This window comes from Streptomyces sp. CNX435 (assembly GCF_059570575.1).
In genome coordinates, this window is the sequence record NZ_JCANTA010000008.1 from 206,992 (window position 1) to 231,590 (window position 24,599).

General features: G+C 73.4%; 21 protein-coding genes. 15 read left to right on the forward strand and 6 right to left on the reverse strand.

What is annotated here, in order from left to right:
- The first annotated feature begins 44 nt into the window (after positions 1-44).
- From gmd to T328_RS16595, 4 genes are all read left to right on the forward strand, one after another.
- Positions 45-1,058, forward strand: coding sequence for a GDP-mannose 4,6-dehydratase (gene gmd, locus T328_RS16580; RefSeq protein WP_496496820.1), 1,014 nt, complete (start codon positions 45-47; stop codon positions 1,056-1,058).
- 65 nt (positions 1,059-1,123) lie between these two features.
- Positions 1,124-3,247, forward strand: a complete 2,124-nt coding sequence (locus T328_RS16585; protein WP_496496821.1) for a CBM96 family carbohydrate-binding protein — start codon at positions 1,124-1,126, stop codon at positions 3,245-3,247.
- Complete coding sequence (locus tag T328_RS16590; protein WP_496496822.1) at positions 3,247-3,690, forward strand: hypothetical protein; 444 nt, start codon at positions 3,247-3,249, stop codon at positions 3,688-3,690. Before T328_RS16585 ends, T328_RS16590 begins: the two co-directional genes overlap by 1 nt.
- An 8-nt stretch (positions 3,691-3,698) precedes the next feature.
- Complete coding sequence (locus tag T328_RS16595; RefSeq protein ID WP_496496823.1) at positions 3,699-4,538, forward strand: glycosyltransferase family 2 protein; 840 nt, start codon at positions 3,699-3,701, stop codon at positions 4,536-4,538.
- Positions 4,539-4,652: 114 nt separating this feature from the next.
- Here the strand turns inward: T328_RS16595 and T328_RS16600 are convergent, their stop codons facing one another.
- Positions 4,653-5,795, reverse strand: coding sequence for a glycosyltransferase (locus T328_RS16600; protein WP_496496824.1), 1,143 nt, complete (start codon positions 5,793-5,795; stop codon positions 4,653-4,655).
- 139 nt (positions 5,796-5,934) lie between these two features.
- On the opposite strand from T328_RS16600, the gene T328_RS16605 reads away from it, so the two are divergent.
- Positions 5,935-7,569, forward strand: coding sequence for a hypothetical protein (locus T328_RS16605; protein WP_496496825.1), 1,635 nt, complete (start codon positions 5,935-5,937; stop codon positions 7,567-7,569).
- A gap of 308 nt (positions 7,570-7,877) precedes the next feature.
- Positions 7,878-8,984, forward strand: a complete 1,107-nt coding sequence (locus T328_RS16610) for a small ribosomal subunit Rsm22 family protein (protein WP_496496871.1) — start codon at positions 7,878-7,880, stop codon at positions 8,982-8,984.
- 93 nt (positions 8,985-9,077) lie between these two features.
- Here the strand turns inward: T328_RS16610 and ddaH are convergent, their stop codons facing one another.
- Entirely contained in the window at positions 9,078-9,893 is an 816-nt protein-coding gene (gene ddaH, locus T328_RS16615) for a dimethylargininase (RefSeq protein ID WP_496496872.1), read from the reverse strand.
- A gap of 475 nt (positions 9,894-10,368) precedes the next feature.
- Here ddaH and T328_RS16620 point away from each other — a divergent pair, with 475 nt between their 5' ends.
- Entirely contained in the window at positions 10,369-11,124 is a 756-nt protein-coding gene (locus T328_RS16620; RefSeq protein WP_496496826.1) for a bifunctional DNA primase/polymerase, read from the forward strand.
- Between the two features lie 165 nt (positions 11,125-11,289).
- On the opposite strand, the gene T328_RS16625 is transcribed toward T328_RS16620, so the two are convergent.
- A complete protein-coding gene (locus T328_RS16625; RefSeq protein WP_496496827.1) occupies positions 11,290-12,273 on the reverse strand; it encodes an SCO2278 family lipoprotein in 984 nt (327 codons plus the stop codon).
- Positions 12,274-12,462: 189 nt separating this feature from the next.
- On the opposite strand from T328_RS16625, the gene T328_RS16630 reads away from it, so the two are divergent.
- Positions 12,463-13,179, forward strand: a complete 717-nt coding sequence (locus T328_RS16630; protein WP_496496828.1) for a CDP-alcohol phosphatidyltransferase family protein — start codon at positions 12,463-12,465, stop codon at positions 13,177-13,179.
- On the opposite strand, the gene T328_RS16635 is transcribed toward T328_RS16630, so the two are convergent.
- Positions 13,139-13,660, reverse strand: a complete 522-nt coding sequence (locus T328_RS16635) for an FAD synthase family protein (protein WP_496496829.1) — start codon at positions 13,658-13,660, stop codon at positions 13,139-13,141. The genes T328_RS16630 and T328_RS16635 overlap by 41 nt on opposite strands.
- A 139-nt stretch (positions 13,661-13,799) precedes the next feature.
- On the opposite strand from T328_RS16635, the gene T328_RS16640 reads away from it, so the two are divergent.
- From T328_RS16640 to T328_RS16650, 3 genes are read left to right on the forward strand one after another with little or no spacing between them, the layout of a single operon-like run.
- Positions 13,800-15,110, forward strand: coding sequence for a glycosyltransferase (locus T328_RS16640; protein ID WP_496496873.1), 1,311 nt, complete (start codon positions 13,800-13,802; stop codon positions 15,108-15,110).
- Positions 15,111-15,157: 47 nt separating this feature from the next.
- Entirely contained in the window at positions 15,158-16,825 is a 1,668-nt protein-coding gene (locus T328_RS16645; RefSeq protein ID WP_496496874.1) for a lipopolysaccharide biosynthesis protein, read from the forward strand.
- Positions 16,826-18,316, forward strand: coding sequence for an MATE family efflux transporter (locus T328_RS16650; protein WP_496496830.1), 1,491 nt, complete (start codon positions 16,826-16,828; stop codon positions 18,314-18,316).
- Here the strand turns inward: T328_RS16650 and T328_RS16655 are convergent.
- The gene (locus tag T328_RS16655; RefSeq protein WP_496496831.1) at positions 18,237-19,859 is read right to left on the reverse strand and encodes an alkaline phosphatase D family protein; all 1,623 of its coding nucleotides are present in this window, start codon (positions 19,857-19,859) and stop codon (positions 18,237-18,239) included. The genes T328_RS16650 and T328_RS16655 overlap by 80 nt on opposite strands.
- 130 nt (positions 19,860-19,989) lie before the next feature.
- On the opposite strand from T328_RS16655, the gene T328_RS16660 reads away from it, so the two are divergent.
- The 3 genes from T328_RS16660 (at position 19,990) to ligD (T328_RS16670) (ending at position 22,465) form a co-directional block, all read left to right on the forward strand.
- A complete protein-coding gene (locus tag T328_RS16660; protein ID WP_496496832.1) occupies positions 19,990-20,970 on the forward strand; it encodes a DUF4429 domain-containing protein in 981 nt (326 codons plus the stop codon).
- A 100-nt stretch (positions 20,971-21,070) separates the two neighbouring features.
- The gene (locus T328_RS16665) at positions 21,071-21,427 is read left to right on the forward strand and encodes a group I truncated hemoglobin (protein WP_496496833.1); all 357 of its coding nucleotides are present in this window, start codon (positions 21,071-21,073) and stop codon (positions 21,425-21,427) included.
- A 27-nt stretch (positions 21,428-21,454) separates the two neighbouring features.
- Entirely contained in the window at positions 21,455-22,465 is a 1,011-nt protein-coding gene (ligD, locus tag T328_RS16670) for a non-homologous end-joining DNA ligase (RefSeq protein ID WP_496496834.1), read from the forward strand.
- A gap of 185 nt (positions 22,466-22,650) precedes the next feature.
- Here ligD (T328_RS16670) and ligD (T328_RS16675) read toward each other — a convergent pair whose 3' ends face one another.
- Positions 22,651-23,577, reverse strand: coding sequence for a non-homologous end-joining DNA ligase (gene ligD, locus T328_RS16675; protein ID WP_496496835.1), 927 nt, complete (start codon positions 23,575-23,577; stop codon positions 22,651-22,653).
- 31 nt (positions 23,578-23,608) lie between these two features.
- Between ligD (T328_RS16675) and ku the strand changes: the two genes are divergently transcribed.
- Positions 23,609-24,517, forward strand: a complete 909-nt coding sequence (gene ku / locus T328_RS16680; RefSeq protein WP_496496836.1) for a non-homologous end joining protein Ku — start codon at positions 23,609-23,611, stop codon at positions 24,515-24,517.
- Positions 24,518-24,599 lie beyond the last annotated feature (82 nt).

Genomic DNA, 24,599 nt, shown 5'->3' on the forward strand with positions numbered 1-24,599 from the left:
TACGCATCCTGCCATCCGGCGGAATGATCAGGCGGAAGGAAACCATGGGCAAGACGGCCCTCATCACCGGCGTGACCGGTCAGGACGGCTCGTACCTCGCCGAACTGCTGCTCGCCAAGGGCTACACGGTGCACGGTCTCGTGCGGCGCTCGTCGTCGTTCAACACCGAGCGCATCGACCACATCTACCAGGAGCCGCAGGAGCCCGGCCGCCGGCTGGTGCTGCACCACGCGGACCTCTCCGACGGCGTCGCGCTGGTGAACCTGCTGCGCGACCTGGCGCCCGACGAGGTCTACAACCTCGGCGCCCAGTCGCACGTCCGGGTCTCCTTCGACGCCCCGCTCTACACCGCCGACGTCACCGGCCTCGGCTCCTTGCGGCTGCTGGAGGCGGTGCGCGCCGCCGGCATCGACACCCGGCTCTACCAGGCGTCGTCCTCGGAGATGTTCGGCTCCGCCCCGCCGCCGCAGAACGAGCGCACCCCCTTCCACCCGCGCAGCCCGTACGGCTGCGCCAAGGTCTTCGGCTACTGGTCGACGGTGAACTACCGGGAGGCGTACGACCTCTTCGCGGTCAACGGCATCCTGTTCAACCACGAGTCGCCGCGCCGCGGCGAGACCTTCGTCACCCGGAAGATCACCCGCGCCGTCGCACGGATCAAGGCGGGCCTCCAGGACCGCCTCTACATGGGCAACCTCGACGCGGTACGCGACTGGGGCTACGCCCCGGAGTACGTCGAGGCGATGTGGCTGATGCTCCAGCGCGACGTGCCCGACGACTACGTGGTCGCCACCGGGGAGGCGGGCAGCGTCCGCCAGTTCCTCGACGCCGCGTTCACCACCGCGGGCCTCGACTGGACGGAGTACGTCCGCTTCGACCCCAAGTACGAGCGGCCCAGCGAGGTCGACGCGCTCATCGGAGACGCCGCCAAGGCAGGCGACCTGCTGGGCTGGAAGCCGCAGGTCAAATGGCCCGAGCTGGCCCGGATCATGGTGGCGGCGGACATCGCGGCGCTCGACGCCGAACTGTCCGGAGCCACCGTCAGAATCGACAGGTAAAAACGGATATTCTCTCCCCGGACTCGCGACGCGCGGCCGCAGGGGACGACGGCCCAGGGGGGCACATGCACAAGCACAGAAGAACGCGGAAGTGGGGAGCGCTCGGCGCGGCCGTGGCGCTGGCGACCGGCACGCTGGTATCCGCCGGCATCACGTACTCCTCGCCCGAGGCCGAGGCGGTGACCCCGCCGGTGGCGATGACCGCCGACGACCTGGCGACCTGGCAGACCAACGGCGTCGTGTGGGCCATGGCCGAGTCGGACGGCGTGGTCTTCGCCGGCGGTACGTTCTCCGCCATCCGCCCGCCCGGCGCGGCGGCCGGCACCAGCGAGACGAAGGTGGCGAACTTCGCCGCGTTCGACGCGGCGACCGGCGAGCCGACGGACTGCAAGCTGAACTTCACCATCGGCTCCGGCACCGCCACCGTACGCGCGCTGACCGTCTCCCCCGACGGCAAGACGCTCTACGCGGGGGGCGAGTTCGGCACCGTCAACGGCACCTCCCGCAGCCGCGTCGCGGCGATCGACATCGCCTCGTGCACAGTGAAGTCCGGATTCAACGCCGGCAGCGTCTCCGCCCGGGTCTACGGGCTCGACGCCGCGGCGAGCGGCCGGCTGTACCTGGCCGGCGACTTCAAGACCGTCGGCGGGCAGAGCCGGGTGAAGTTCGCCGCCGTGAACGCGAGCACCGGCGCGCTGAACTCCTGGAAGGCCAACGCGGGCCCGGACCGGGCCGGCCGCGTCATCGAGGAGACCCCGAACGGGCAGCACGTGGTGGTCGGCGGCGACTTCAACGGGCTGAACGGCGACAGCAGCGTGCACGGCCTGGCCGTCGTCCGCGCCGACACCGGATCGACCGTACGGGCCTTCAAGGGCGTCAGCAACAACGCGAACAACCCGTACGAGCTGCACTGGAACTCCCTCGTCAAGGGCATCCACATCGACGAGACCGGCATCTACACCGCGCACGAGGGCCACGGCGGCGGCGTCTTCGACGGCCGGCTCGCGATGAACCTCAACAGCACCTTCACGCAGCGCTGGCGCGACACCTGCCTGGGCGCGACGCAAGACGTCACCGTCTACAAGGACGTGCTGTACAGCGTCTCGCACGCGCACAACTGCGGCAGCATGGGCCAGTTCCCGGAGCTGGACGAGCGGCAGCACATGCTCGCCGAGTCCGTCGACAACCCCAAGCCGCTGCTGTCCTGGTTCCCGGACACCGACGACGGCCCGTCCGGCACCGAGCAGATCGGTCCGCGCGTCATGGTCACGTCGTCCAGCGGCGGCAAGGACTACATGTGGATCGGCGGCGAGTTCACCCGCATCCAGTCCAACGGCAACAAGCTCCAGCAGGGCCTGGTCCGCTTCGCGAGCACCCCGGACGGCCGAAAGCCCGTCGCCGGCGCCACCGGTGTGACGGCGGCGAACGTCGACGGCGGTGTGCGGCTGCGCTGGAAGGCCGGCTGGGACCGCGACGACAGCAAGCTGACGTACACGATCTACCGCAACGGCGAGGCGCTGGCGACCAAGCCGACGCTGGACTCGACGTTCTGGACGCTGCCGCAGGGCAGCTTCACCGACACCGGGGTCGAGCCCGGCACGACGTACAGCTACCAGATCACCGCGAGCGACGCCGCCGGCAACACCACCGCCAAGTCCGCGGCGGTGACGGTGACGACGCCGGGCACGCCGGCGCAGACCACGGTCGACCGCACCGCGACCGCGGACGCCTACGTCAACGGCTCGGCGGTGAGCACCAACTACGGCACGCACAACCAGCTGCTGGCCAGGAAGACCTCCCCGTACCTCGGCTACCTGCGGTTCTCGCTGCCGGAGGCGCCGAGCGGGATGACGCTGAAGTCCGCGAAGCTGACGCTGCGCACGACGACCGACGCCAGCGCCGGCTCCCCGGACACCGTCAGCGTGCAGCCGGTCACCGGCAGCTGGTCGGAGTCGGCGGTGACGTACGCGAGCCGGCCGGGGCTGTCGTCCACCGTGCTGGGGACGTTCACCGGCGCGACGGAGCTGGACACCGACTACACCGCGTCGCTGTCGGCCGCCCAGCTCGCCGGCTCGCTCGGCGACACGTTGGACGTGGCGCTGACCAGCGACGGCACGGACGCCTGGTGGGTGCGGGCGCGGGAGACCGCGTACGCGCCGAAGCTCACGCTGACGTTCGGAGCGGGCTGATGAGCGCCCGTACGGTACGTGGGGCGCTGGCGACGGCGGCCACGGTCCTGGCGCTGCTCTTGGCCGGCTGCAGCGGCGGCGACGACGGAGACGACGACGCGGCGGCCAAGTCCCCGGCGTCCCAGCAGGAGGGCGACCGCGCCCCGAAGGACCCCGGCCCCGAGGCGGAGAAGGACGACGGCACCGAGAAGGTGCCGGAGGCCGGCCTGGAGCCCGCGGAGGGCGAGTTCTCCGAAAAGGAAAAGACGTACCTGAAGGACCGGGTGCCCGAGGGCGTGGACCCGGCGGCGATCCTGGAGGCGGGCGAGGAGGCCTGCGCCAAGATCGAGAGCGCGGCGGCGACGGACGAGAAGCTGGCCCGGGAGGCCATCCGCTCCGGCGACATCGCCAACGCCGAGGACGCGATCCACACCCTGTGCCCCCAGTACGAAGACCTGCTGTAGGAGCCGTCTTGAAGAGACTGCCCATCGTCGTCGCGATACCGACCAAGAACGAGGCCGAGAACATCGCGACGACGGTGCGGTCCGTCATCGACCACTTCGAGGCCGTGGTGGTGGTCGACTCGGACAGCACGGACGACACCCGCGCCCTCGCGGCGGACCAGGGCGCCGAGATCGTCCCGTACACCTGGGACGGCAAATATCCTAAGAAGAAGCAGTGGTGCCTGGACCACGTCCATCCCGAGCTGGACTGGATGCTGTTCGTCGACGGCGACGAATCCCCGAGCCCGGAGCTGATCGCCGAACTGCACCGCATCTTCGACCCGGCGGCCGAGGGGTCTCTCCGGGTGGCCCCGGCCGCGTTCGACATCCCGCTCGGCTACTGGTTCGCGGGCAAGCGCCTGCGCCACGGCTACACCATCGTCAAACGCGCCCTGATGGACCGCACCCGCGCCCGCTTCCCGGAGCTGGGAGACCTGAACGCGCCGGGCATGGGCGAGCAGGAGGGCCACTACCAGCCGCTCGCCGAAGGCCCGGTGGTGCGGCTGAGGGCAACGCTTGAGCATGAGGACCTGGACCCGGTACGCACGTGGTTCGAGCGGCACAACCGCTACTCGGACTGGGAGGCGTGGCTGGAACTCCACCCGGAGGTCCGGGAGGAGATCCGCCAGGCCAAGACGCGCCAGGGCCGGCTCTTCCACCGGGCCCCGCTGAAGCCGCTGGTGTCGTTCGCGTACGCCTACGTGTACAAGCGCGGCTTCCTCGACGGGCGCGCGGGGCTGGACTACGCGCTGGCGATGAGCTTCTACCGCTGGCAGATAGGCCTGAAGACCCGGGAGCAGAGCGCGTAGGCCGATCTCGCGGTGCCCGCACCGCGGAGAAACTTTCGACGCACGACGCCGCCAGCGCGCCACCGCCACCGGTCCGCACGGCCGCGCCACCTGCACCGCCGGGCTACGGACGGCTCAGCGGCGCACCTCGTCGTAGACGTCCAGCAGGGTGTCCACCACGCCGTCGATGGCGAACCGGTCGTTGATCAACTGCCAGGCGGCCTGCGACGCCTCCTCGTTGGCGGCCGGGTCCAGCAGTTCCAGCACGGCCTGGCCGACCAGTGGGCCGTTGTCGGTATCGGCGCGGCTGTCGAGGACCCGGCCCGCGCCGGCCTCCGCCACGTCGGGGCCGAGGCCGCAGGTGCGGGTGATCACGACGGGGACGCCGACCGACATGGCCTCCAGTACGGAGACGGGGAACGGCTCGACCACCGACGGCAGTACGTAGACGTCGGCGGTACGGTGCCGGGCCAGCACCTCGTCGGGGGTGAGGGAGCCGACGTACGACACCGAGTGCGCCACCCGTAGTGCCTCGGCCAGCCGCATCATCGGCTCGGCCAGCGCGCCGGTGTCCGGCCCGGCGAGCACGAAGCGGGCGTCCGGGTGCTTCGCCAGCACCACGGGGATCGCCCGGATGAAGTCCTCCGGCCGCTTGCGCTCCTGCACCCGCGCGACGTACACGACCGTCGGCGGCCCCGACGTCCGCGCGGGCCTGCGCTCCTGCGGCGGCACGCCGTTGACGAGGCGGCGCGGCCGGGTCAGCGGCGTGTCCGGGACGACGGCCTGGATCTCGCCGTGCTCGAACTCCGTCAGATACAGCGTCGCGTCCGCCCTGCGCAGCGCGCGGCGCAGCCCGAGCACGTCGACGGCGCGGGCCACCGGCTTCTCGGTGGGGTCGATCATGCCGTGGGTCTGCAGCACCACCGGCACCCCGGCCTGCTGCGCGATGAGCGCGAACGGCAGGGTGATGAGGTCCCGCATGAGGTGGACGTGCACGACGTCCGCGGAGCGGACCAGGCGGCGGGCGCGGGCCAGCAGCGCCGGCGAGGTGATGCCGCTGACCTCGAACCGCGGCAGGACGTGCTTGGCCTGGTACATCCACGCGGGCACGCCGTCGATGTCACGGGGCAGCGGGCCGTCGAAGCCGTCGCCGAGGGTGGCGATACGGGAGTCGACGCCCCGGGCCCGCAGCCCTTTGCTCAGGTTGAGCGCGACGCGCGTGGGCCCGCCGAAGTCGTTCGTGGGCGTGTGCAGCGTGACGACATGCAGAACTCTCAAGACGGTCCCCTCCCCGGCACCCCCGGCACCGTACATACGTTCCCGGAGCCTACCCGGCGCACAACCCCGCGCCTCTTTAGACTGTCTTCGGTTGCAAGACGGTTGTACGGGGCGATACGGGGCGGGGGCAGTTCGGGCGATGGCGGACCAACCGGGCGGGCGGCGGCCCGGCGAGCGCGACGGCGAGGCCCGCGCGCCACTCGACGAGACCGTCCAGATCCGGATGGCGCCGCTGGCCGCGAAGGCCGCGCGCCGCGCCCGGGCCGCCGCGGGCACGAGCCCCGGCACCCGTACCGACACCCGCACCGGCACACCGGCCCGCCGCCCGTTCACGCCCCTCGTCATCCCCAAGAGCCCCGCCCCGCGCGCCGTGCTCTCCCGGGCGCTGTCCGTCCCGCTGGTCGTCGCGCTCGTCCTCGTCCTGCCGCTGGCGGTCGCCGGCCGCTCCCAGCCCGACGTACGGGACGCGGTCTTCTGGCTCCAGCTGGCCACCACCTGTTACGCGGGCGCGCGGCTGTCCGCGATGGTCCTCGCCACCCGGCGGCGGCTTATCCAGGGCACCGTGTGGCTGTTCTGCTACGTCGCGATGGGCGTCGCGCCGCTGGCGCAGATCGTGCTGGAGCAGACGCCGACGCCGGTGGTCGGCACCCGGGGCGACTTCACGATGGCGGTGGCGCTGGTGCTCGCCGGCTTCGTCGCGTTCGACGTCGGCGCGCTGCTGTCGCGGCACGCCTCGGAGGCGCGGGTGAGCCGGCCGCGGCCGGTGGCGTCGGTCAACAAGCGCCGGCTGTACCTGCTGGTGATCCTCGCGTACGCGGGCAGCGGGCTGCTCATCGCCTCCTTCGGCGGCCCGGCGCCGTTCTTCGGCAGCCGCCAGGCGATCAGCGACGAGCTGACCGGCGGCGGCACGTCCGGCTCGCAGGTCGGCTCGGCGTTCCTGCGGGGCTTCGGTACGGTGCCGGCGCTGCTGGCGCTGCTGATGATGACGCGCTGGCTGGTGACGTCGCGGCGGGCCAGGCGGCAGCCGGGCGTGGTGCTGCCGTGGGCGGGGCTCGTCCTGGTCAACGGGATCGTGAACAACCCGATCTCCAACCCGCGGTACTGGTTCCTCACGGTCGCCTTCGCGCTGCTGTTCACCGCGTTCCCGCGCAGCTCCGTGGTGTACCGCACGGCGCTCGCGGGGGGTGTGGCCCTGGCGGTGCTGCTGTTCCCGTTCGCGGACAAGTTCCGCTACGACGAGGCGGGGCGGCAGGAGACGCAGTCGGGGTCGGTGCTGGAGCCGCTGGTGATGAAGGACTACGACCAGACGGTGATGTTCGCGAACACCATCTCGTACGTGGACTCGGGCGCCGGCCACACCTACGGCAAGCAGCTGGCGTCGTCGGCGTTCTTCTTCGTGCCCCGCTCGGTGTGGGACGGCAAGCAGCTCGACTCGGGCGTGAAGGTGGGCACGTGGATGGGGATGACGAACGTCAACCTGTCCTCGCCGCTGTGGACGGAGCTGTGGCTGGACTTCGGGCCGCTGGGGATGGCGGGCGGGCTGCTGCTCGTGGGGTACGCGGCGGCGCGGACGGACCGGAGGTTCGCCGAGTCGGGACACGTGTCCCGGGACCCGGGGAACGTGATGGCGACGGTGGTCCCGCTGGTCGCGGGGTACTCGTTCATCCTGCTGCGGGGACCGCTGCTGCAGGCGACGGGGCGGATCGGGATCGCGGTGCTGTGTCTGGCGCTGGTGGCGACGTTCCGGCCGGACGAGCGCAAGCGGCTGCGCTGAGCGGGACCGCCTGCCGGCGGGGGGCGGGGCGGGGGCGGAGTCAGTGGTCACGCGGTCATCCCGCCGCCGCTTGGGCGGGCGCACCCCGTCTTTCCGCACACCCCGTTCCCCGCACTCCCGCCCCAGGGTAGGCCGCCCCTCCGACATTCCAGGCCCGCGGGCACCGGCGTACCGTCCGCCTCGCGCCGTACGCAACGTGCGTTGCACCGCCCGGGCCGTAGGCTCGGGGCGTGGATGCCGAGGATGATCTCCGCGCCGGGCTCGGGCGGCTGCTCGACGGAGCGGGCGCGCGGCGCACCGCCGCGGCGGTGGAAAGGCTCGTCGCCGGATACCGGGGCGGCGGCCCCGCCCCCGCGCTGCGCAACCGGGACGATGTGGCGGCGTACGCCGCGTACCGGATGCCCGCTACGTTCCAGGCCGTGCGGGCCGCCCTGAGCGCGCTGGCCGTCGCCGCGCCCGGCTGGGAGCCGGGCAGCCACCTCGACGTGGGCGGCGGGACCGGCGCCGCGGTCTGGGCGGCGGCGGCCGTCTGGCCGGACGGGCCGCGGCCGACCCTCGTCCTGGACCACGCAGAACCGGCCCTGGCGCTCGGCCGCGAGCTGGCGGCGGGCGCCGCCGCCCCGGCGGTACGCGCCGCCGAGTGGCGCCGCCAGGCGCTCGGCGCCGCCCCGGCGGGCCCTCGCCGGACCCGGGGCCGGCCGGCGGGCGACACCCGGCTCCGGCAGTGGGGCGGCACGACGGCAGCCGGCCCCGATGGCGCCCCGGCGGACGCCTCGACGGCCGCCCCGGCGGACTACTCGACGGGCGGCTCGGCGGGCGCACCGGCAGGCGGCTCGGCGGGCGCCGGGTGGGCGGCGGCCGCGCTCGTCACCGTTTCGTACGTCCTCGGCGAGCTGTCCGAGGACGTACGCGGCGACGTCGTCGCGGACGCGGCCCGCAGCGCGCGCGGCGCCATCGTGGTCGTGGAGCCGGGAACGCCGCAGGGGTTCCGCCGGGTGCTCGACGCGCGCCGGCAGCTGGTGGCCGACGGGTTCGAGGTGCTGGCGCCCTGCCCGCACAGCGCGGCGTGCCCCATGGAGGGGACCGCGGACTGGTGCCACTTCGCCGCCCGCGTGCAGCGCTCCGCGCTGCACCGCCGGATCAAGGGCGGCGAGCTGGGGCACGAGGACGAGAAGTTCGCGTACGTCGCTGCCGCCCGCCTGGAGCGCGTGGGCGGTGCACCGGCCGCCGGTCGCGTCGTACGGCATCCGCAGCTGCGCAAGGGGCAGGTGCTGCTGCAGCTGTGCACGGCCGGCGAGGGGCTGGTCCGTACGACCGTCTCCAAGCGGCAGGGCACCCGCTACCGCGCCGCCCGCGACCTGCGGTGGGGCGATGCGTGGCCGCCGCCGGCGGGCGACGGCCACGACGCGCCGTAGCAGGTCAGCGGCTCAACGGCTCGGGAAATCAGGGAATCAGGGACTCAGCGGCTCACGGGCCCAGCGGCCCGGGGCCTCCGCGCCCGGCCGCTCTCACTCGCGCAGCTCCAGCGTGCAGCACTTCACGCTGCCGCCGCCCTTGAGCAGCTCCGTCAGGTCCATCGGGATCGGCTCGAAGCCGCGCTCCCGCAGCGGCTCGACCAGCCCGGCCGCCGCCTGCGGCAGCAGCACGTGGCGGCCGTCGCTGACGGCGTTGAGGCCCAGCGCCAGCGCGTCCTCCTCCCCCGCCAGGACGGCGTCCGGGAAGAGCCGGGCGAGCACGTCGCGGCTGCCCGGGGAGAAGGCGGCGGGGTAGTACATGACGTCGGTGTCGGTGGAGTCGTCCAGGACGCACAGCGCGGTGTCGAGGTGGTAGAAGCGCGGGTCGACGAGGTCGAGGCCGATGACGGGCCGGCCCAGGTACTCCTGTGCCTCGGCGTGCGACTCGGGGCTGCTGCGGAAGCCGCGCCCGGCGAGGATCCAGGAGCGGGTGACGGCGAAGTCGCCCTCGCCCTCGTTGACGTGTTCCGGCAGGCGGTAGTGGGCGAAGCCGTGGGCGCGGAACCAGCGGCGCTGGGCGGCGGCCTCGCCGCTGCGCTGCGGGTAGGCGAAGCGCGCGCCGAGCACGCGGCCGTCGACGACGAGCGCGCCGTTGGCGGCGAAGACCATGTCCGGCAGGGCGGGGTCGGGCTCCAGCAGCTCGACGGTGTGGCCGAGGGAGCGCTGACGGGCGACGAGGTCCTCCCACTGCGCGAGCGCGAGCTGGAGGTCGACGGGTTTGGCGGGGTCCATCCACGGGTTGATGGAGTACGTGACGGCGAAGTGTGCCGGTGGGCACATCAGGTACCGGCGCGCCGAAGCTGTGCGCAACAACGAGGGCTCCTCACTGCTGACGTCCAAGCGCCGGCCCGCGGATCGCGCGCGCCGACGCACGTAACCGAATGGTGCCTGCTGAAGGGCCGCGCGCGCAGCAGTGCGACACGAGTGACCGGGGACGGGTCGCGGGGCACGGTGGTGCGGCGGTGCGGGCGGGAACGGGCGGCCGGGGCGGCCCGTCAAAGCCGCATTTAGCGCGATACGCACTGGTGAACGGTGGTCACGTTTTCATCGCGCGCCACGCCGGCCGGGGGCGCCCGCAGCCCCTGGACGTGCGCATCCGCGCAGGTCCGGGCGTACGGAACGGGCGGCGGCCGGCGGCCGGGGCGGATCGCGGCGCCTCGGTACCGGAGGGCGGCCCGCGGACCGGATGGCATACCGTGGCACAGTATCGGCCTACGGGCACCCGGTCAGGTGGCAGCATGAAGATCGGGGGCCATCGGGACGACGGGCCGAGGTGAGGGGACGCATGGCACGGGTACGCAGGCTTCCGGAGTGGCTTTCCGGCACCCGCCGCGGCCGGACGCGCGGCAGCGCCGCCGCCGCGGAGCGCCTGCAGGCAGCCGCCGCCGAGCGCAGGGAGCTGCTGCTCGCCGCCGCCGACGCCGGCCTGCCGCTCGCTCCCGCCGCGTACCCGGAGGGCTACGGCTGCTCCTGTGACCGCATCGGCTGTCCCTCCCCCGGCCGCCACGCCGTCTCCTTCGCCTGGCAGACGCAGGCCAGCGCCGACGCGCAGCGCGTCGAGCGGTGGCTGGCCGCCCAGCCGGAGGCCAATTTCGTCACCGCCACGGGCCGCAGCCACGACGTGCTCGACGTACCGCTGGAGGCGGGCACGCGGGCGCTGGAGCGGCTGGAGGCGGAGGGCGTCGCGGTCGGCCCGGTGGCGGTCAGTCCGGAGGCGCCGGGGCAGGGGCGGATGCTGTTCTTCACCTCCACCCGCGGCACGCCCGAGGACGAGGACGAGTGGTGGCCGTGCGAGCTGGACTGCCGCCCCGAGACCATGGACGAGCACCCGGGGCTGCGCTGGCACTGCCGCGGCAGCTACGTGCTGGTGCCGCCGGCGCGGCTGCCGGGCGAGGAGGGTGTGACGTGGCTGCGCGGCCCGGAACATCCCCTGCCCGACCCGCTGACACTGCTGGGGGCGCTGACCGACGCCTGCGCGGCGTACGCGGGCGCGGAGCGGGAGCGGGAGCGGGAGCGCGAGGCGGCCTGGCCGCTGAGCTGAGCGGCCTGGCCGCTGAGCTGAGCGGCCTGGCCGCTGAGCTGAGCGGCGTGGCCGCTGGGCTGAGCGACCCGGCCGGCGGGCTGGGACCGCGGCCCTCCGTTCGCGTACGGGCGCCGCGGCCCTCCGCCCGCGTACGCGCGGGTGAGGGCCCGTAGCGCCGCCTCCTCAGCTGCCCGCGGCGCCGACCAGCCCCTCCAGACGGTTGTAGAAGATGATCCCGTCGCCCTTGTCGTCGCGCGGCGGCACCACCACCGCCTGCTGCGAGACCCGCTCCAGCGTCAGCGACTTCTCCGGGGTCCCCTTCATCAGGGGGTCGGCCGCGGGCGGCACCTCGACCTCCCGGCCCTGGGCCACCGTCTGCTTGACGAAGTGCCGGCTGCTGAACAGCGCCAGCGCCCCGCCGTCGGCCAGCCGCAGCGCGACCGGCGGGTACTCGGGGGTGGCCTCGTCGACGTACTGCGTGACGTACTCGGGCGTGCGCCGGTACTGCTCACGGGCGCCGACCCGCTCGGAGGTGTGCTGCCCGGGCGCGAAGTCGTCGCCCTCGCCGTCCTTCAGGTACGCCGCGTACGTCGTGCCCAACTGCCCCGGCGGCACGGTCAGCCCCGAGGACTCGCCGAGCGGCACGCGGCGGACGTGGCCGTCGTCGTCCTCGGCGAACTCGCCGATGGCGGCCACCTCGGAGTCGTCGAGCAGCGACAGGTGGGTGGCGTGCCAGCGGGCCTCCGGCCCCTCCTTGACGAAGACCATGAACCAGCGTAGCTCGTTGCGGTTGGAGAGGGTGTCGGCGACGAACCAGCGCGGCCAGCCGCGCTGTTGGGGGATCAGGTAGCGGGTGTCGCGGAACTCGAGCGGCTCGTAGTCGGGGTTGCCCTCCGGGCGGTCCGCCTTGCGCACCTTCAGGCCCGCCTGGTCGATCTCGCGGAGGCCGCCGGCCTCGATACGGGAGTTGACGTCGAGGTCGTAGTCCTCGTTGGCCTTGTTGTTCATCTCCCCGAACCGGTCGAGGACGCGGCCCGCCTCGCCCTCGGTCACGGCCGGCTGGAGGACCTCCTCGCCGTGCACCGTGACGCACCCGCTGAGCGTCAGCAGCGTCGCCACCAGCAACGGCACCGCGGCGACGGTCGCCCGGAAGCGGCGTATCGGCATGATCTTTTTCTCCGACTCCTGCGCTGTGCCTGGGAACGGCGTCACCATACCCGGGTCGGCGGCGGCCCACCGGCCCGGGACCGGATCCGCCGCCGGCCGCGGGGAACCGCACAGTGATTCGGCTCTCATTCGCGCCCCGGTGGCGAAAACCCTTCCCCGGGACGGGTACGAGCGATCATCATGCTGCGCATGACATTCGGGGCAGCACTGAGCGAGTTGCGCAAAGCTCAGAAAACGGCGAAGGGCGTCTCGCTCTACTCGCGCTACGTCAACCGGCCGCTGGGGCGGGTGTTCGCGGCGGGCGCGTACGTCCTCGGGCTGCGGCCGAACCACGTGACGCTGCTCAGCGCGGCCTTCACCGGCTGCGGGATCGCCGCCGTCGCGCTGGTACGCCCCGGCTGGCCGCTGGCCGTCGCGGTGTACGCGCTGCTCGTCACCGGCTTCGCCCTCGACTCGGCGGACGGCCAGCTGGCGCGGCTGCGCCGGGAGTCGAGCGCGGCCGGCGAGTGGCTGGACCACGTCGTCGACTGCGCGAAGGTCACGTCTGTGCACGCCGCCGTACTCGTCTCGTTCTACCGCTTCTTCGACCTCTCCTCGGACGCCTGGCTGCTGCTGCCGCTGGGCTTCCAGCTGGCCGCCGTGCTGATCTTCTGCGGCGGGCTGCTGGCCGACAAGCTCAAGCCGAAGCCCGCGCCGGACGCGGCGCCGGCGCCCGCCCCGCCGCCTTCGCGGCTGCGGGCGGTGGCGCTGCTGCCCGTGGACTACGGCGTCTTCTGCGTGGTGTTCCTGCTGCTGGGCAGCGAGAGTGCGTTCCTCGCCGGCTATACGGCGCTGGCCGCGGTGGCGGGGCTGTTCGTGGCCGCCTTCATGGCGAAATGGTTCCGGGAGCTGTCTGCGGCGAGCTGACCGTGGCCTCGCCGCGAGGGCCGCGGCCGGCGAGGGTGGCGCGGTCCGCGAGGGTGGTGCGGTCGGCGAGGGCGTCGAGCGCGCGGCGCAGCTGCGTGCTCGACGTGTGCACGGTGTACGGGAAATACACCACTTCCACGCCCACCGACCGGAAGTCGGCCTCCAGCTTGTCCCCCTTGGGCGTGCCCCGCCAGTCGTCGCCCTTGAAGATGACGTTGAAGCGGACCTGCTGCCAGGTCTCCAGCTTGTCGGGCACGGTCTCGACGAACGCGGCGTCCACATGCCGGATGCTGCGTACGATCTCCAGCCGTTCGACCAGCGGCACGACCGGGGCACGGCCCTTCGCCAGCCGCGCCATCTCGTCCGAGACCACCCCGGCGACGAGATAGTCGCAGCGACTCCGGGCGTGCCGGAGGATGTTCAGGTGTCCGACGTGAAAGAGGTCGTAGACCCCCGGTGCATAGCCGACCGTGTGCGCCACGGCACCCCCCAAGTATTCCCCCTGATAGTGGCACAACCCCTGGCGCGCCAGGAGTGTCAACCATAACGGGCAGGTGCGGATAAGGTGCGAGCCGGCTTCGGGAAGGCAAACGAGGGGTGGAACGGTGACGCGGGTGCTGCTGGTTTCGACCAATTATGCGCCGGAACAGGCGGGGATCGGCCCGTACGCGACACAGATCGCGGAGCACTGGGTCGAGACCGGCCGCGCCGAGGTGCACGTGCTGGCCGGGATGCCGCACTACCCGAACTGGCGCGTCGCCGACGGCTACCGCGACGTCTGGCGCCGGGAGGAGGAGCTGGCCGGCGTCCGCCTGCACCGCCGCCGGCACTCCGTACCCGCCCGGCAGACCGCCGTACGGCGCGCGCTGTACGAGGCGTCGATCCTCGCCCACGGCATCGTCGCACCGCCCCGCATGGACGCCCCCGACGCGGTCGTCGCGCAGCTGCCCAGCCTGGCCGGCGGCGCGCTCGGCGCCCGTCTCGCCCGCCGCCACGGGGTGCCGTACATACCCGTCGTACAGGACCTGATGGGCGCCGCCGCGGCGCAGAGCGGTATCCGCGGCGGGGGCCGGGCGGCGGCCGTGGCCCGCGCGGTGGAGTCCCGGGTGCTGCGGCGGGCGTCGCTGGTCGGGGTGATCCACGAGACGTTCGTCCCGCGGGTGGCCGCGATGGGCGTCGACGAGAAGCTGATACGTGTCGTCCCCAACTGGTCGCACGTGACGGGACCGACCCGGCCGCGCGCGGAGATGCGCGCCCGGCTGGGGTGGCGCGAGGGGCAGACGGTGCTGCTGCACTCCGGCAACATGGGGCTGAAGCAGGGCCTGGAGGTGCTCGTCGAGGCGGCCCGGTCGGATCCGTCGCTGCGGGTCGTGCTGATGGGCGACGGCAACCAGCGCGAGCGGCTCGCCGCCCTGGGCGCGGGGCTGCCGAACCTCGACTTCCTGCCGCCCGCGGACTCCGGGGAGTTCACCGACGTGCTGGCCGCGGCGGACGTGCTTGCGGTCACCCAGCGGTCGTCGGTCCTGGACATGAGCGTGCCGTCGAAGCTCACCTCGTACTTCGCCGCCGGCCGGCCCGTGGTCGCCGCGGTGGCCGAAGGCGGCGGCGCGGCGGAGGAGATGCGGCGCGCGGGCGCGGGGGTGGTGGTGCCGCCGGAGGACCCGGAGGCGCTGCTGGCGGCGGTGCGTACGCTGGCCGGGGACCCGGACCTTGGCGCCGCGCTGGGCGCGAAGGGGCCGGTGTACGTCCGGGAGCACCTGAGCAGCGAGGCGGGCCTGGGCCGTATCACCGCGCTGCTGGACGAGGCCCTGGACGGGGCGCTGGACGGGGCCGGGGGGCCGGTTGTCCACAACCGGTCGGTTATCCACAGGCGGAAGGCGGCCGGGGAGCCGGCCGGGGAGCCCGTCCCCCATACTGACAAGACCGGTTGAGGGGGGCCGAGACCATGTCACAGCACGTTCCGGGCGACAGCCACGCCATGCAGCCGCAGGACGAGCCCGACCTGCTGCGCGACCAGTTCCGGCAGCTCCTGCGCTACCGCGGAATGATCGTCCTGGGCGTGGTCCTCGGGCTGCTCGGCGGCGGCTGGATCGCCCTGGCCTCCGGCGAGGAGTACATCGCCTCAAGTGAGGTCACGCTGCGCCAGGTCAGCCTGGACCCCTTCGCCTCCGGCAGCGACGCAACGGCCATCAAGGAGAACATCGGCACGGAGCGGCAGACCGCCGCGAGCAACGCGGTGGCCAAGATCGTCGCCGACGAGGTGGGCCACCCCGAGGACGGCGAGAAGCTGCAGCACGGCCTGCAGGTCACCAACCCGCCGAACACGCTGGTGCTGCGCTTCGACTACAGCGCGGACGACCCCGGCACCGCCGCCGAGCGCTCCAACGCCTTCGCCGCCGCCTACCTCGCGTACCGCGAGGACAAGAGCAAGCGCACCATCGACAACATGGTCAAGGCCTACGACGACCAGATCAAACCCCTGATCGCGGAGCGGGACGCGCTCGACGACGAGATCGAGGCGCTCGGCGAGGGCCGGGCGCTGGAGTCGGCGCTGTCGGCCCGCTCCTCGCTCAGCCAGAGCATCGGCCAGATCACCGCCGACCGCGCCAAGCTGCAGGCCCTCGACACCACCCCCGGGCACGTCGTGCGGGACGCCACGCCGCCCGCCGAGCCCGCGGGGCCGGGGATCTTCATGCTGCTCGGCCTCGGCGCCGCGTTCGGCGTGGGCCTCGGGCTGCTCGTCGCCTGGGTGCGGCTGATCTTCGACCCCACGGCGCGCTCGGAGAGCGATGTCGTACGGGCGCTGCACGCCCCGGTGCTCGGCACGCTGCCGCGCACCCGCGGGTCCGGCGGCCTGCTGGCCACCGGCAGGGTCGCCGAGGAGTACCGCTCGATGGCCTTCCGGCTGGCGTACGACCAGCGCTTCGCCGACCGGCGGCGGCTGTTGGTGGTCGCGCCGCGCGGCGGCATAGACATCCCCGCCGCGGTCTCGGTCAACCTGGCCGCGTCGTTCGTGGAGATGGGGCACGAGGTGCTGCTCGTCGAGGCCGACCTGCGCACGCCGAGCCTGTCGGCGCGGCTCAGCGCCGCCGACGGGGTGCGGCCCGGCTGGGCCCGTACGCCCGCGCGCGGCGACGGCGGCTGGCCGACGGGCCTGCAGATACCGATCGACGCGGGCGAGTCCGGTGCCTTCGACCTGATCCCCGGCACCCGGGTACGCAACGCCGCGCGGGCGCTGACGTCCGCGCCGGCCACGCAGTTGATCGCGGAGGCGGACGCGCCGGGGTCGGTCGTGGTGGTGCTGGCGCCGGCCGTCCTGTCGTACGCGGACGCGCTGGCGCTCGCCGACCGGGTCGACGGCGTGCTCGTCGTCTGCGACCCGCGGCAGGTGCACCGCGAGGACCTGGCGCGTATCCGCGAGCTGATATCGGGCGCGGGCGGCACGGTGCTCGGCGCGGTGCTGCACTCGCACGGCAGCGGCGAGCCCGACGCGGGCGGGCGCGGCCGGTCCGGCCGGAGCGGCGGCCGGGGCGACGGCCGCGGCGTCGACGCGGGTACGGGCACGGTGGCACCGGCGCCGCCGGCCAAGGCCACGGGGGCGGACTACCCGGCCGACAGCCGGGCCGTGCGCTCCTCGCGGCGGTAGATGCGCGCCCGCTGGGCGATCGCGTCCTCCGTCGCCGACCAGGGCGTGGCGGCGCTGACGAACATCGCGGTGCTGGTGGTCGCGGCGCGGGGGTCGTCCGCCGAGGGCTTCGCGGTCTTCTCCCTCGTCTACATGACGTTCACCGTCGTGCTGGGCGTGCAGAGCAGCTACGTGGGCCAGGCGCTGGTGCTGGAGCGCGACGGCGGCAAGGATGGTGCAGGCAAGGGCCGTGCGGGCAGGGACGGCAGGGGGCGCCCCGGCGTCGGGCCCGACGACACCGCACCGGAGGGGCCGGTCGTCCCCTCCTGGGCGGAGCCCGACCCGGACGCGCCGCCCCCGCCGGCCACCGGCGTCGCCTCCGCCTGCCGGTCGGCGGCGACGTTCTCGGCGCTCGCCTCCGCGGCGGTCGGCGGGACGACGGCGCTGCTGCTCGCGCCGGTGCCCGGCGAGCTGGCGCACGGGCTGGCCGTGCTCGGGCTGGTGCTGCCCGTCGTGCTGCTCCACGACGTCCTGCGCTACTGCTTCGCCGCGCTCCGGCTGCCGCACCTCGCGCTCCTCGGCGACCTGCTGCGGCTCGTCGTCGCCGTCCCGGCGCTCGTGCTGCAGCCGGACGGCTCGTCCCCGGCCCGGCTCATAGCCGTGTGGGGTGCGTCCGCGCTGCCCGCGCTGCTGCTCTGCCTCGCGCTGGCCGCGTACCGGCTCCGCGGCGCCCGCGGCGACTGGCGGCGCTATCTGCGCCGGGGGCATCTCGGGCGCCGCTTCGTGGTGGAGTTCGCGGTGGGCAACGGCGCCACCCAGCTGTCGGTCATCGGCCTCGGGCTCGTCGCGAGCCAACTCGCGGTCGGCACGCTGCGCGGCGCCACCACCCTCTACGGGCCGATGAACGTCCTCTACAACTCCGCGACGTCCTTCGGCCCGCCGGTGATGCACCGCATCCCGAACCTGCGCGGCAAGCTCCGCTCCGCCGCCGCCCTCGCCCTCCTGCTCACCGGCACCGCCGCCGCCTGGACGACCGTGCTCGTCGTCCTCCCCGACTCCGCCGGCCGCGAACTCCTCGGCGACACCTGGGCGGCGACGTCCGCGCTGCTGCCCGCCACCGGCAGCCAGTACGCGGGCATCGCCCTCGGCACCAGCGCGCTGCTCACGCTGCGCGTGCTGCGCCCGGAGAGCACGCTGCCGATCCAGGTCGTCTTCTCCCTGCTCTCCGTCGGCTGCATGCTCACCGGCTACGCGGCCGGCGGCGTGCTCGGCGCCGCCTGGGGCCTGTGCGCCGGTTCGGCGCTGAAGGCCGCGGCCCTGTGGCTCAGGGTCGCGGCCGTCAGCCGCTCGGCCGGCGGCGCAGGCGACGGCGGCGCAGGCGGTGGCGCACCCGGCGACGCACCCGGCGACGCCGGCGGCACCGCCGGCCCCGTCACACCCGGTACAGCCCCGGCCTTCCGGCCTCGGCCGCATAGGAAGCCGCGGTCGCGATCGGGGCGCCTTCCGTGGTGATGTACGGCACGACGCGGAAGTCCGCGCGGCACTGCTCGCGGGTCAGCTCGACGGTCACGTAGCCGCGGCGGCCGTCGTAGAAGCGCAGGTGCGGGTTGGCCTGCAGCAGCGGGTCGTAGTTCGCGGGCCGCTCGGCGCCGTCGCCGCCGCTGCTGATGGAGGTGGCGACGATCTCGCTGGCGACGGCGGGCGCGTCCGGGTCGGTGTAGTCCCGCTTGACGTCCATCGCGTAGTGCACGTGCACGTCACCGGTGAGGACGACGAGGTTCTCCACCCCCGCCGCCCCGGCCGCGTCCAGAAAGCGGGTGCGGGCGGCGGTGTAGCCGTCCCAGGCGTCCATGCTGACGTTGTACGCCTCGATCGGCTCGCTGCGCCGCTCGGCCAGCACCACCTGCTGCGGCACGACGTTCCACCGCGCCCGCGAGTCCCGCCAGCCGTCCGCGAGCCACTGCTCCTGCCGCTCGCCGAGCATGGTGCGCCCCGGGTCGTCCGCATCCGGCCCCGGCGGCGCCCAGACGCCGCCGTAAGCCTGGTCGCTGCGGTACTGCCGGCCGTCGAGGACGTCGAACTGCGCCAGTGTCCCGTAGTGCAGCCGCCGGTACAGCAGCAGGTCGGCGCCGCGCGGGCGCTGGGGCTTGCGCAGCGGCTGGTTCTCCCAGTACGCCCGGTAGGCGGCGGCGCGGCGGACGAGGAACTCCTCGGGCGGCTGGTTGTCCTGGGAGATCGCGCCCGCGTAGTTGTTCTCGACCTCGTGGTCGTCCCAGGTGAGGATCCAGGGGTGGGCGGCCTGGGCGGCGCGCAGGTCGGCGTCGCTGCGGTAGAGGGCGTAGCGCAGCCGGTAGTCCGTCAGCGTGACGGTCTCGTGGTTGAAGACGTCGGAGAGGGTGCCGGTGGGGTAGGCGCGGCTGCCGCCGGCGGAGTCGACGGCGCCCTCGTAGATCCAGTCGCCGAGGTGGAAGACGGCGTCGAGGTCCTCGTTCGCGAGGTGCTTGAACGCGGTGTAGTAGCCGCCCGGGTAGTTCTGGCAGGCGATCGCGCCGAAGCGCATGGAGGAGTTGCGCTCCCCGTACCCCGGCGCCGTGCTGGTCCGGCCGACGGGGCTGGTCCAGCGGCCGAGACGGAAGCGGTAGTAATACGGGCGGCCGGGGGCGAGCCCGTCGACCTCGACGTGCACGGTGTGGTGGTACTCGGGGTGCGCCAACTCCTGTCCGCGCCGGGCGACTCGGCCGAAGCCCTCATCGTGGGCGATCTCCCAGTCGACCATGAACGGGCTCGGCGGCATGCCGCCGTCGGGCTCGAACGCCGCAGGGGCGAGCCGGGTCCACAGCACCACGCCGTCGGGCGCCGGGTCGCCGGAGGCGACACCGAGGGTGAAGGGCTCCTGGCGGATCTGCCCCGGGTCCGCGGGCTCGTCCGCGTGGGCCCGCGGCAGGCCGACGGAGAAGGCGAGCGCGGCGGCGGCACCGGTGACGGTGAGGAAGCGGCGGCGGCTCACGTGCGCGGCGGCGGCGCGCAGGGCGTCCTGCGGGTGAGGAGGCGTCATGCGCCGTATTTCAGTTGTTGGCGGCAACCACTGTCCATACGCCACGCGGCGGTCAGGTGACGGAGCGTTGACGTCTCGAACGGATTCCAGACGAACTGACGTTCACATGGCCGCGCCATAGACTCGCGGTATGGCCGAGGTGATCGCGAAAGACGGCAGCTGGGCGTTCGACGGCGACATCATACGGATCGCCCCCGGCCGCGACCGGGGAGTGCACAAACTGCGGCAGTTGCTCGGCGAGGTCGCGGTGCCGCTGCCGGCCGTGGCGGGGATCGCGTACGAACCGGGGCGCAAGGGCGGACTGTTGCGGCTGCGGCTGCGCGACGGCGCGTGCCCGCTGCTGCGCGCCGCCGGCGGGCGGCTTTCGGAGGCGGCGAGCCCGTACCTGCTGCGGCCGGAGCGCGACCGCGGCGGGGTCGCGGAGTACTTCGCCGAGGAGGTACGCAGGTCACTGCTGCTGGACGAGGTTCCGGACGGGCCGGTCGACCGTTATCTGCTGCCGGGCCCCGCGGTGCCGCTGACCGCGGCCGGCTTGGACGGCACCGCGACGTTCGATGGCGAGCGGGTCAGGCTGGAGTGGAACTGGCTGGTCGAGGACGTCAAGAAGCGGGTCGGGAACCGGGTCTTCCCGCTCGCCGAGCTGGCGGGCGTGGAGTGGGCGGGGGCGGCGGGCCTGGAGTCGGGCGGCCTGCGGTTCCGGCCGCACGGGACGGCGGTCTTCCTCGACCCGGACAAGGACCCCCACACGCTGGCGCTGTGGGGCACGAAGAAGGAGACCGGGGCCGCGGTGCTGCTGGCCGCGGCGGTGACCGTACGGCTGCCGCACCCGAACGCGCCCGCGGTGCCCGCCCTGCCGGCCGAGCCCGCCGAGTCCACTGAGCCCGCCGCGGCGAACGGGGCGGAGCCCGAGGACGCGGTGCCGGTGGAGTTCCGCAAGGCGGCGGACGCCGGGACGGAGTCCCGGGACACCGCGGTTCCGGCCGACGACCACGACGCGGTGCTGCGCCGGCTGCGCGAGCTGGGCGAGTTGCACGCCGCCGGGATACTGACCGACGAAGAATTCGCAGCGGCAAAGCGGGCGATCCTGCAGCGCATGGGCGATAACGGCTGACAACGCAGGGCTCCTGGGCAACAGTTGGCGAAATCTTGGGCCGGAATTAAACGTTCTACGCTCTTCACTCCAGCCCCACTGGCACCAATAATCGGGCCCTATGACTATTTACGACTCGATCGGCGGGGAGACGGCGGTCGCCACCGCCGTGGACAACTTCTACGACCGAGTGCTCGACGACCCGGAGCTGAAGCCGTTCTTCGACGGCATCGACGTCCAGCGCCTCAAGCGCCACCAGCGCGCCTTCATAGGCGCCGCACTCGGCGGCCCCGCCGCGTACAACGGCCGCGGCATGCGCAAGGCACACGAGGGCCTCGGCATCACGACGGCCCACTTCGAGCGGGTCGTCGACCACCTGACGGCCACCCTCGTCGGCCTCGGCGTGCCGGACGACACCGTGAAGACGATCGGCGGCACCCTGGCGCCGTTGCAGGCGGACATCGCCCAGGAGGCGTAGCGCCGGCCCGGAACTTACTCTGCCCGCATGACCGACCTCGGCGGGCTGCCGCACGTCACGCCCATGCTGGCGGTCTCCGGCAGCCTGCCGTCGGCCGCCGCGGACCCCTCCTGGGGGTACGAGCTGAAGTGGGACGGCATCCGCGCCGTCGCCTACGCCCCGGGCGACGGCTCCCTGAGGCTGCTGTCGCGCAACGACAACGACGTCACCGCCCGCTACCCCGAGCTGGCCCCGCTCGGCGAGGCCCTCGCCGCCGCCGGGCACGCCTGCGTGCTCGACGGCGAGATCGTGGCGCTGGCCCCGGACGGCCGGCCCTCGTTCGGCGCGCTGCAGCGCCGGATGAACCTCACCCGCCGCGCCGTCGTCGCCCGCCTCGCCGCCGAGGTGCCGGTCCACTACATGGCGTTCGACGTGCCGCACCTCGACGGCGAGTCCACCCTGCGCCTGCCGTACCGCGAGCGCCGCGCGCTGCTCGCGGGCCTGGACGTCGACGGCCCGCACTGGCGCACTCCCCCGCACTGGGAGGGCCACGGCGCCGAGGCGCGGGAGATGACCCTGCGGTACGGGCTGGAGGGGCTGCTCGCGAAGCGGCTGTCGTCGCCGTATCTGCCGGGGCGGCGCAGCGACCTCTGGCTGAAGATCAAGAACGTCCGTACCCAGGAGGTCGTCGTCGGCGGCTGGACGGAGGGCGCGGGCGGCAGGTCGGACGCGGTCGGCGCGCTGCTGATGGGCGTATGGACGGAGGACGGGGACCTGGCCTACGCGGGCAGCGTGGGCAGCGGCTTCTCGCGGCACGCGCTGGAGGTGCTGCGGGAGCGGCTGGCGGGGCTGGCCCGGGACACGAGCCCGTTCGCGGGGCCGGTCGCGGACAGGCACGTGCGGGCGGCGGGCGCGGTGCACTGGGTGGAGCCGGAGTTGGTGGGCGAGGTGACGTACGGGGAGTGGACGGCGGCGGGTGTGCTGCGGCACCCGGTGTGGCGGGGGCTGCGGCCGGACAAGGGCCCGGAGGAGGCCCGGGCGCCGGAGTACGGGGGGTAGGAAGGCGCGCGGCACGGGCCCGTCGTGCGGCGGCAGCGCCCCGCCGCCGCACGAGGCCGCACCCACCCCTCAGCACGCCGCCGCATGCCGGAGGGGCCACGTCCGTGTGCCCGACGCCCCGAGCCCGCCGGGCCCCTGTGACCCTGTCGACCGTGTCGGTCGCTCTCCACTGTCCTACGAATGGACTAATCGGGCATATCCGGCAGGTCAAAGCGCTCGCCCAACAGCGGCTCCAGCAGGTCACCGTGTTCCCCGATGCGCTCCAGTACGTCGTCGGGGAGGAAGACCAGCTCGTCCGGATCCGCGCAGCCTTCCACCTCGTCCCAGGTCAGCGGGGTGGAGACGGTCGGCCGGGCCTTCGCGCGCAGCACGTACGGGGCGACGGTGGTCTTCGCCCGCGAGTTCTGGCTCCAGTCGACGAAGACCTTCCGCGGGCGCAGCTTCCTGGCCATCCGGTGCAGGATCAGCCCCGGGTTCTCCTCCTCCAGCCGCCGCGCCAGGCCCTTGGCGTACGCGCTGGTGGCCTCGGCGGCGGCGGGCGCGATCGGCACGTACAGGTGCAGGCCCTTCGCCCCGGAGGTCTTCGGCCAGGCGTCGAGTCCGTCCGCGCGCAGCGCCTCGCGCAGCAGCAGCGCGGCACGGCAGCACTCCACGACGGTGGCCGGCGGACCGGGGTCGAGGTCGAAGACGATCCGGTCGGCGGGACGTTCGTCCGCCCTGACCCGCACCGCCTCCTTCCCTCCCCTGCCGGCCAGCGCCTTCCACTGCGGTACGTGCAGCTCCAGCGCGGCCAGGTTCGCCGCCCACAGCAGGGTGGGGAGGTCCTGGACGAGTACGTGGTGCACGGTGCTCCGGGTCAGCTCGACATCCGCGGTCCTCACCCATTCAGGCGTGCCCGCCGGGGTGTTCTTGGCGAAGAAGCGCTCCCCGTCCACACCGTCCGGGAAACGCAGGAAGGACGCGGCCCGGTCGCGCACGTGCGGCAGCAGGACGTCGGCGACTTGGGCGTAGTAGTGCAGCGCCTCGCCCTTGGTGAAGCCGGGCTCGGGCCAGAGGACCTTGTCCAGGTTGCTGAGCTTCAGGCGGCGGCCTTCGACCTCGGTGACCGGCATATGCTGAACCTCCGGGAGAGAGGACATATGGATGAAATCTATATGGAAGGGTGCGATCTCCTTCGGGCTGGTCAGCATCCCCGTCCAGCTGTACTCCGCCACCGAGGAGCGCGGCGTGTCCTTCCGGCAGGTGCACGCCGAGGACGGCGGCCGGATCCGCTACCGGCGGTTCTGCGAGCTGGAGGACCGCGAGGTGCAGTACGCGGACATCACCAGGGCGTACGAGACGGCCGACGGCGAAATAGTCGTGCTCACCCCCGACGACCTCGCCCAGCTGCCGCTGCCCAGCAAGAAGATCATCGACGTGGTGGGCTTCGAGGAGGTCGGCCACTTCGATCCCATCCAGTTCTCGCGCGCGTACTACGTCAAGCCCGTCGACGCCGCGGCCGCCAAGCCGTACGTCCTGCTGCGCGAGGCGCTGAAGCGCTCGGAGCGGGTGGCGGTGGTCAAGGTCGCGCTCCGCAACCGCGAGGCGCCCGCGCTGGTGCGGGTGCTGGCGGAAGAGGACGTGCTCGTCCTGCACACGATGCTGTGGCCGGACGAGGTGCGCTCGGCGCAGTCGGTGGCACCGGACGAGAAGGTGACGGTGCGCCGGCAGGAACTGGACATGGTCGACTCCCTCATGGACGCGCTGGGCGGCTATGACCCGGACGAGTTCACGGACGAGTACCGCGAGGCGGTCGAAGCACTCGTCGCGAGCAAGGAGGGTGTCGCGCCGCTGCCGGAGGAGGAGCGCGGCGAGGAGCGGGGGCAGGTGATCGACCTGATGTCGGCGCTGGAGGCGAGCGTCAAGGCGGCGAAGGACAAGCGCGGGGGGACGCCGCGGAAGAAGGCGGCGGCCAAGAAGACGACGAAGAAGGCGGCCGGGAAGACGGCGGCGAAGAAGAGCGCGGGGAAGAAGACGGCGGCGAAGAAGACGGCGGGCAAGAAGACGGCGTAGTCCTTCCGCGCCGTGATCCGCCCCGTAGTCCGCCTCCGCCCGCGCACGCGGCGGGCGGGAGCCCGCATCTTCGCGGACCCCC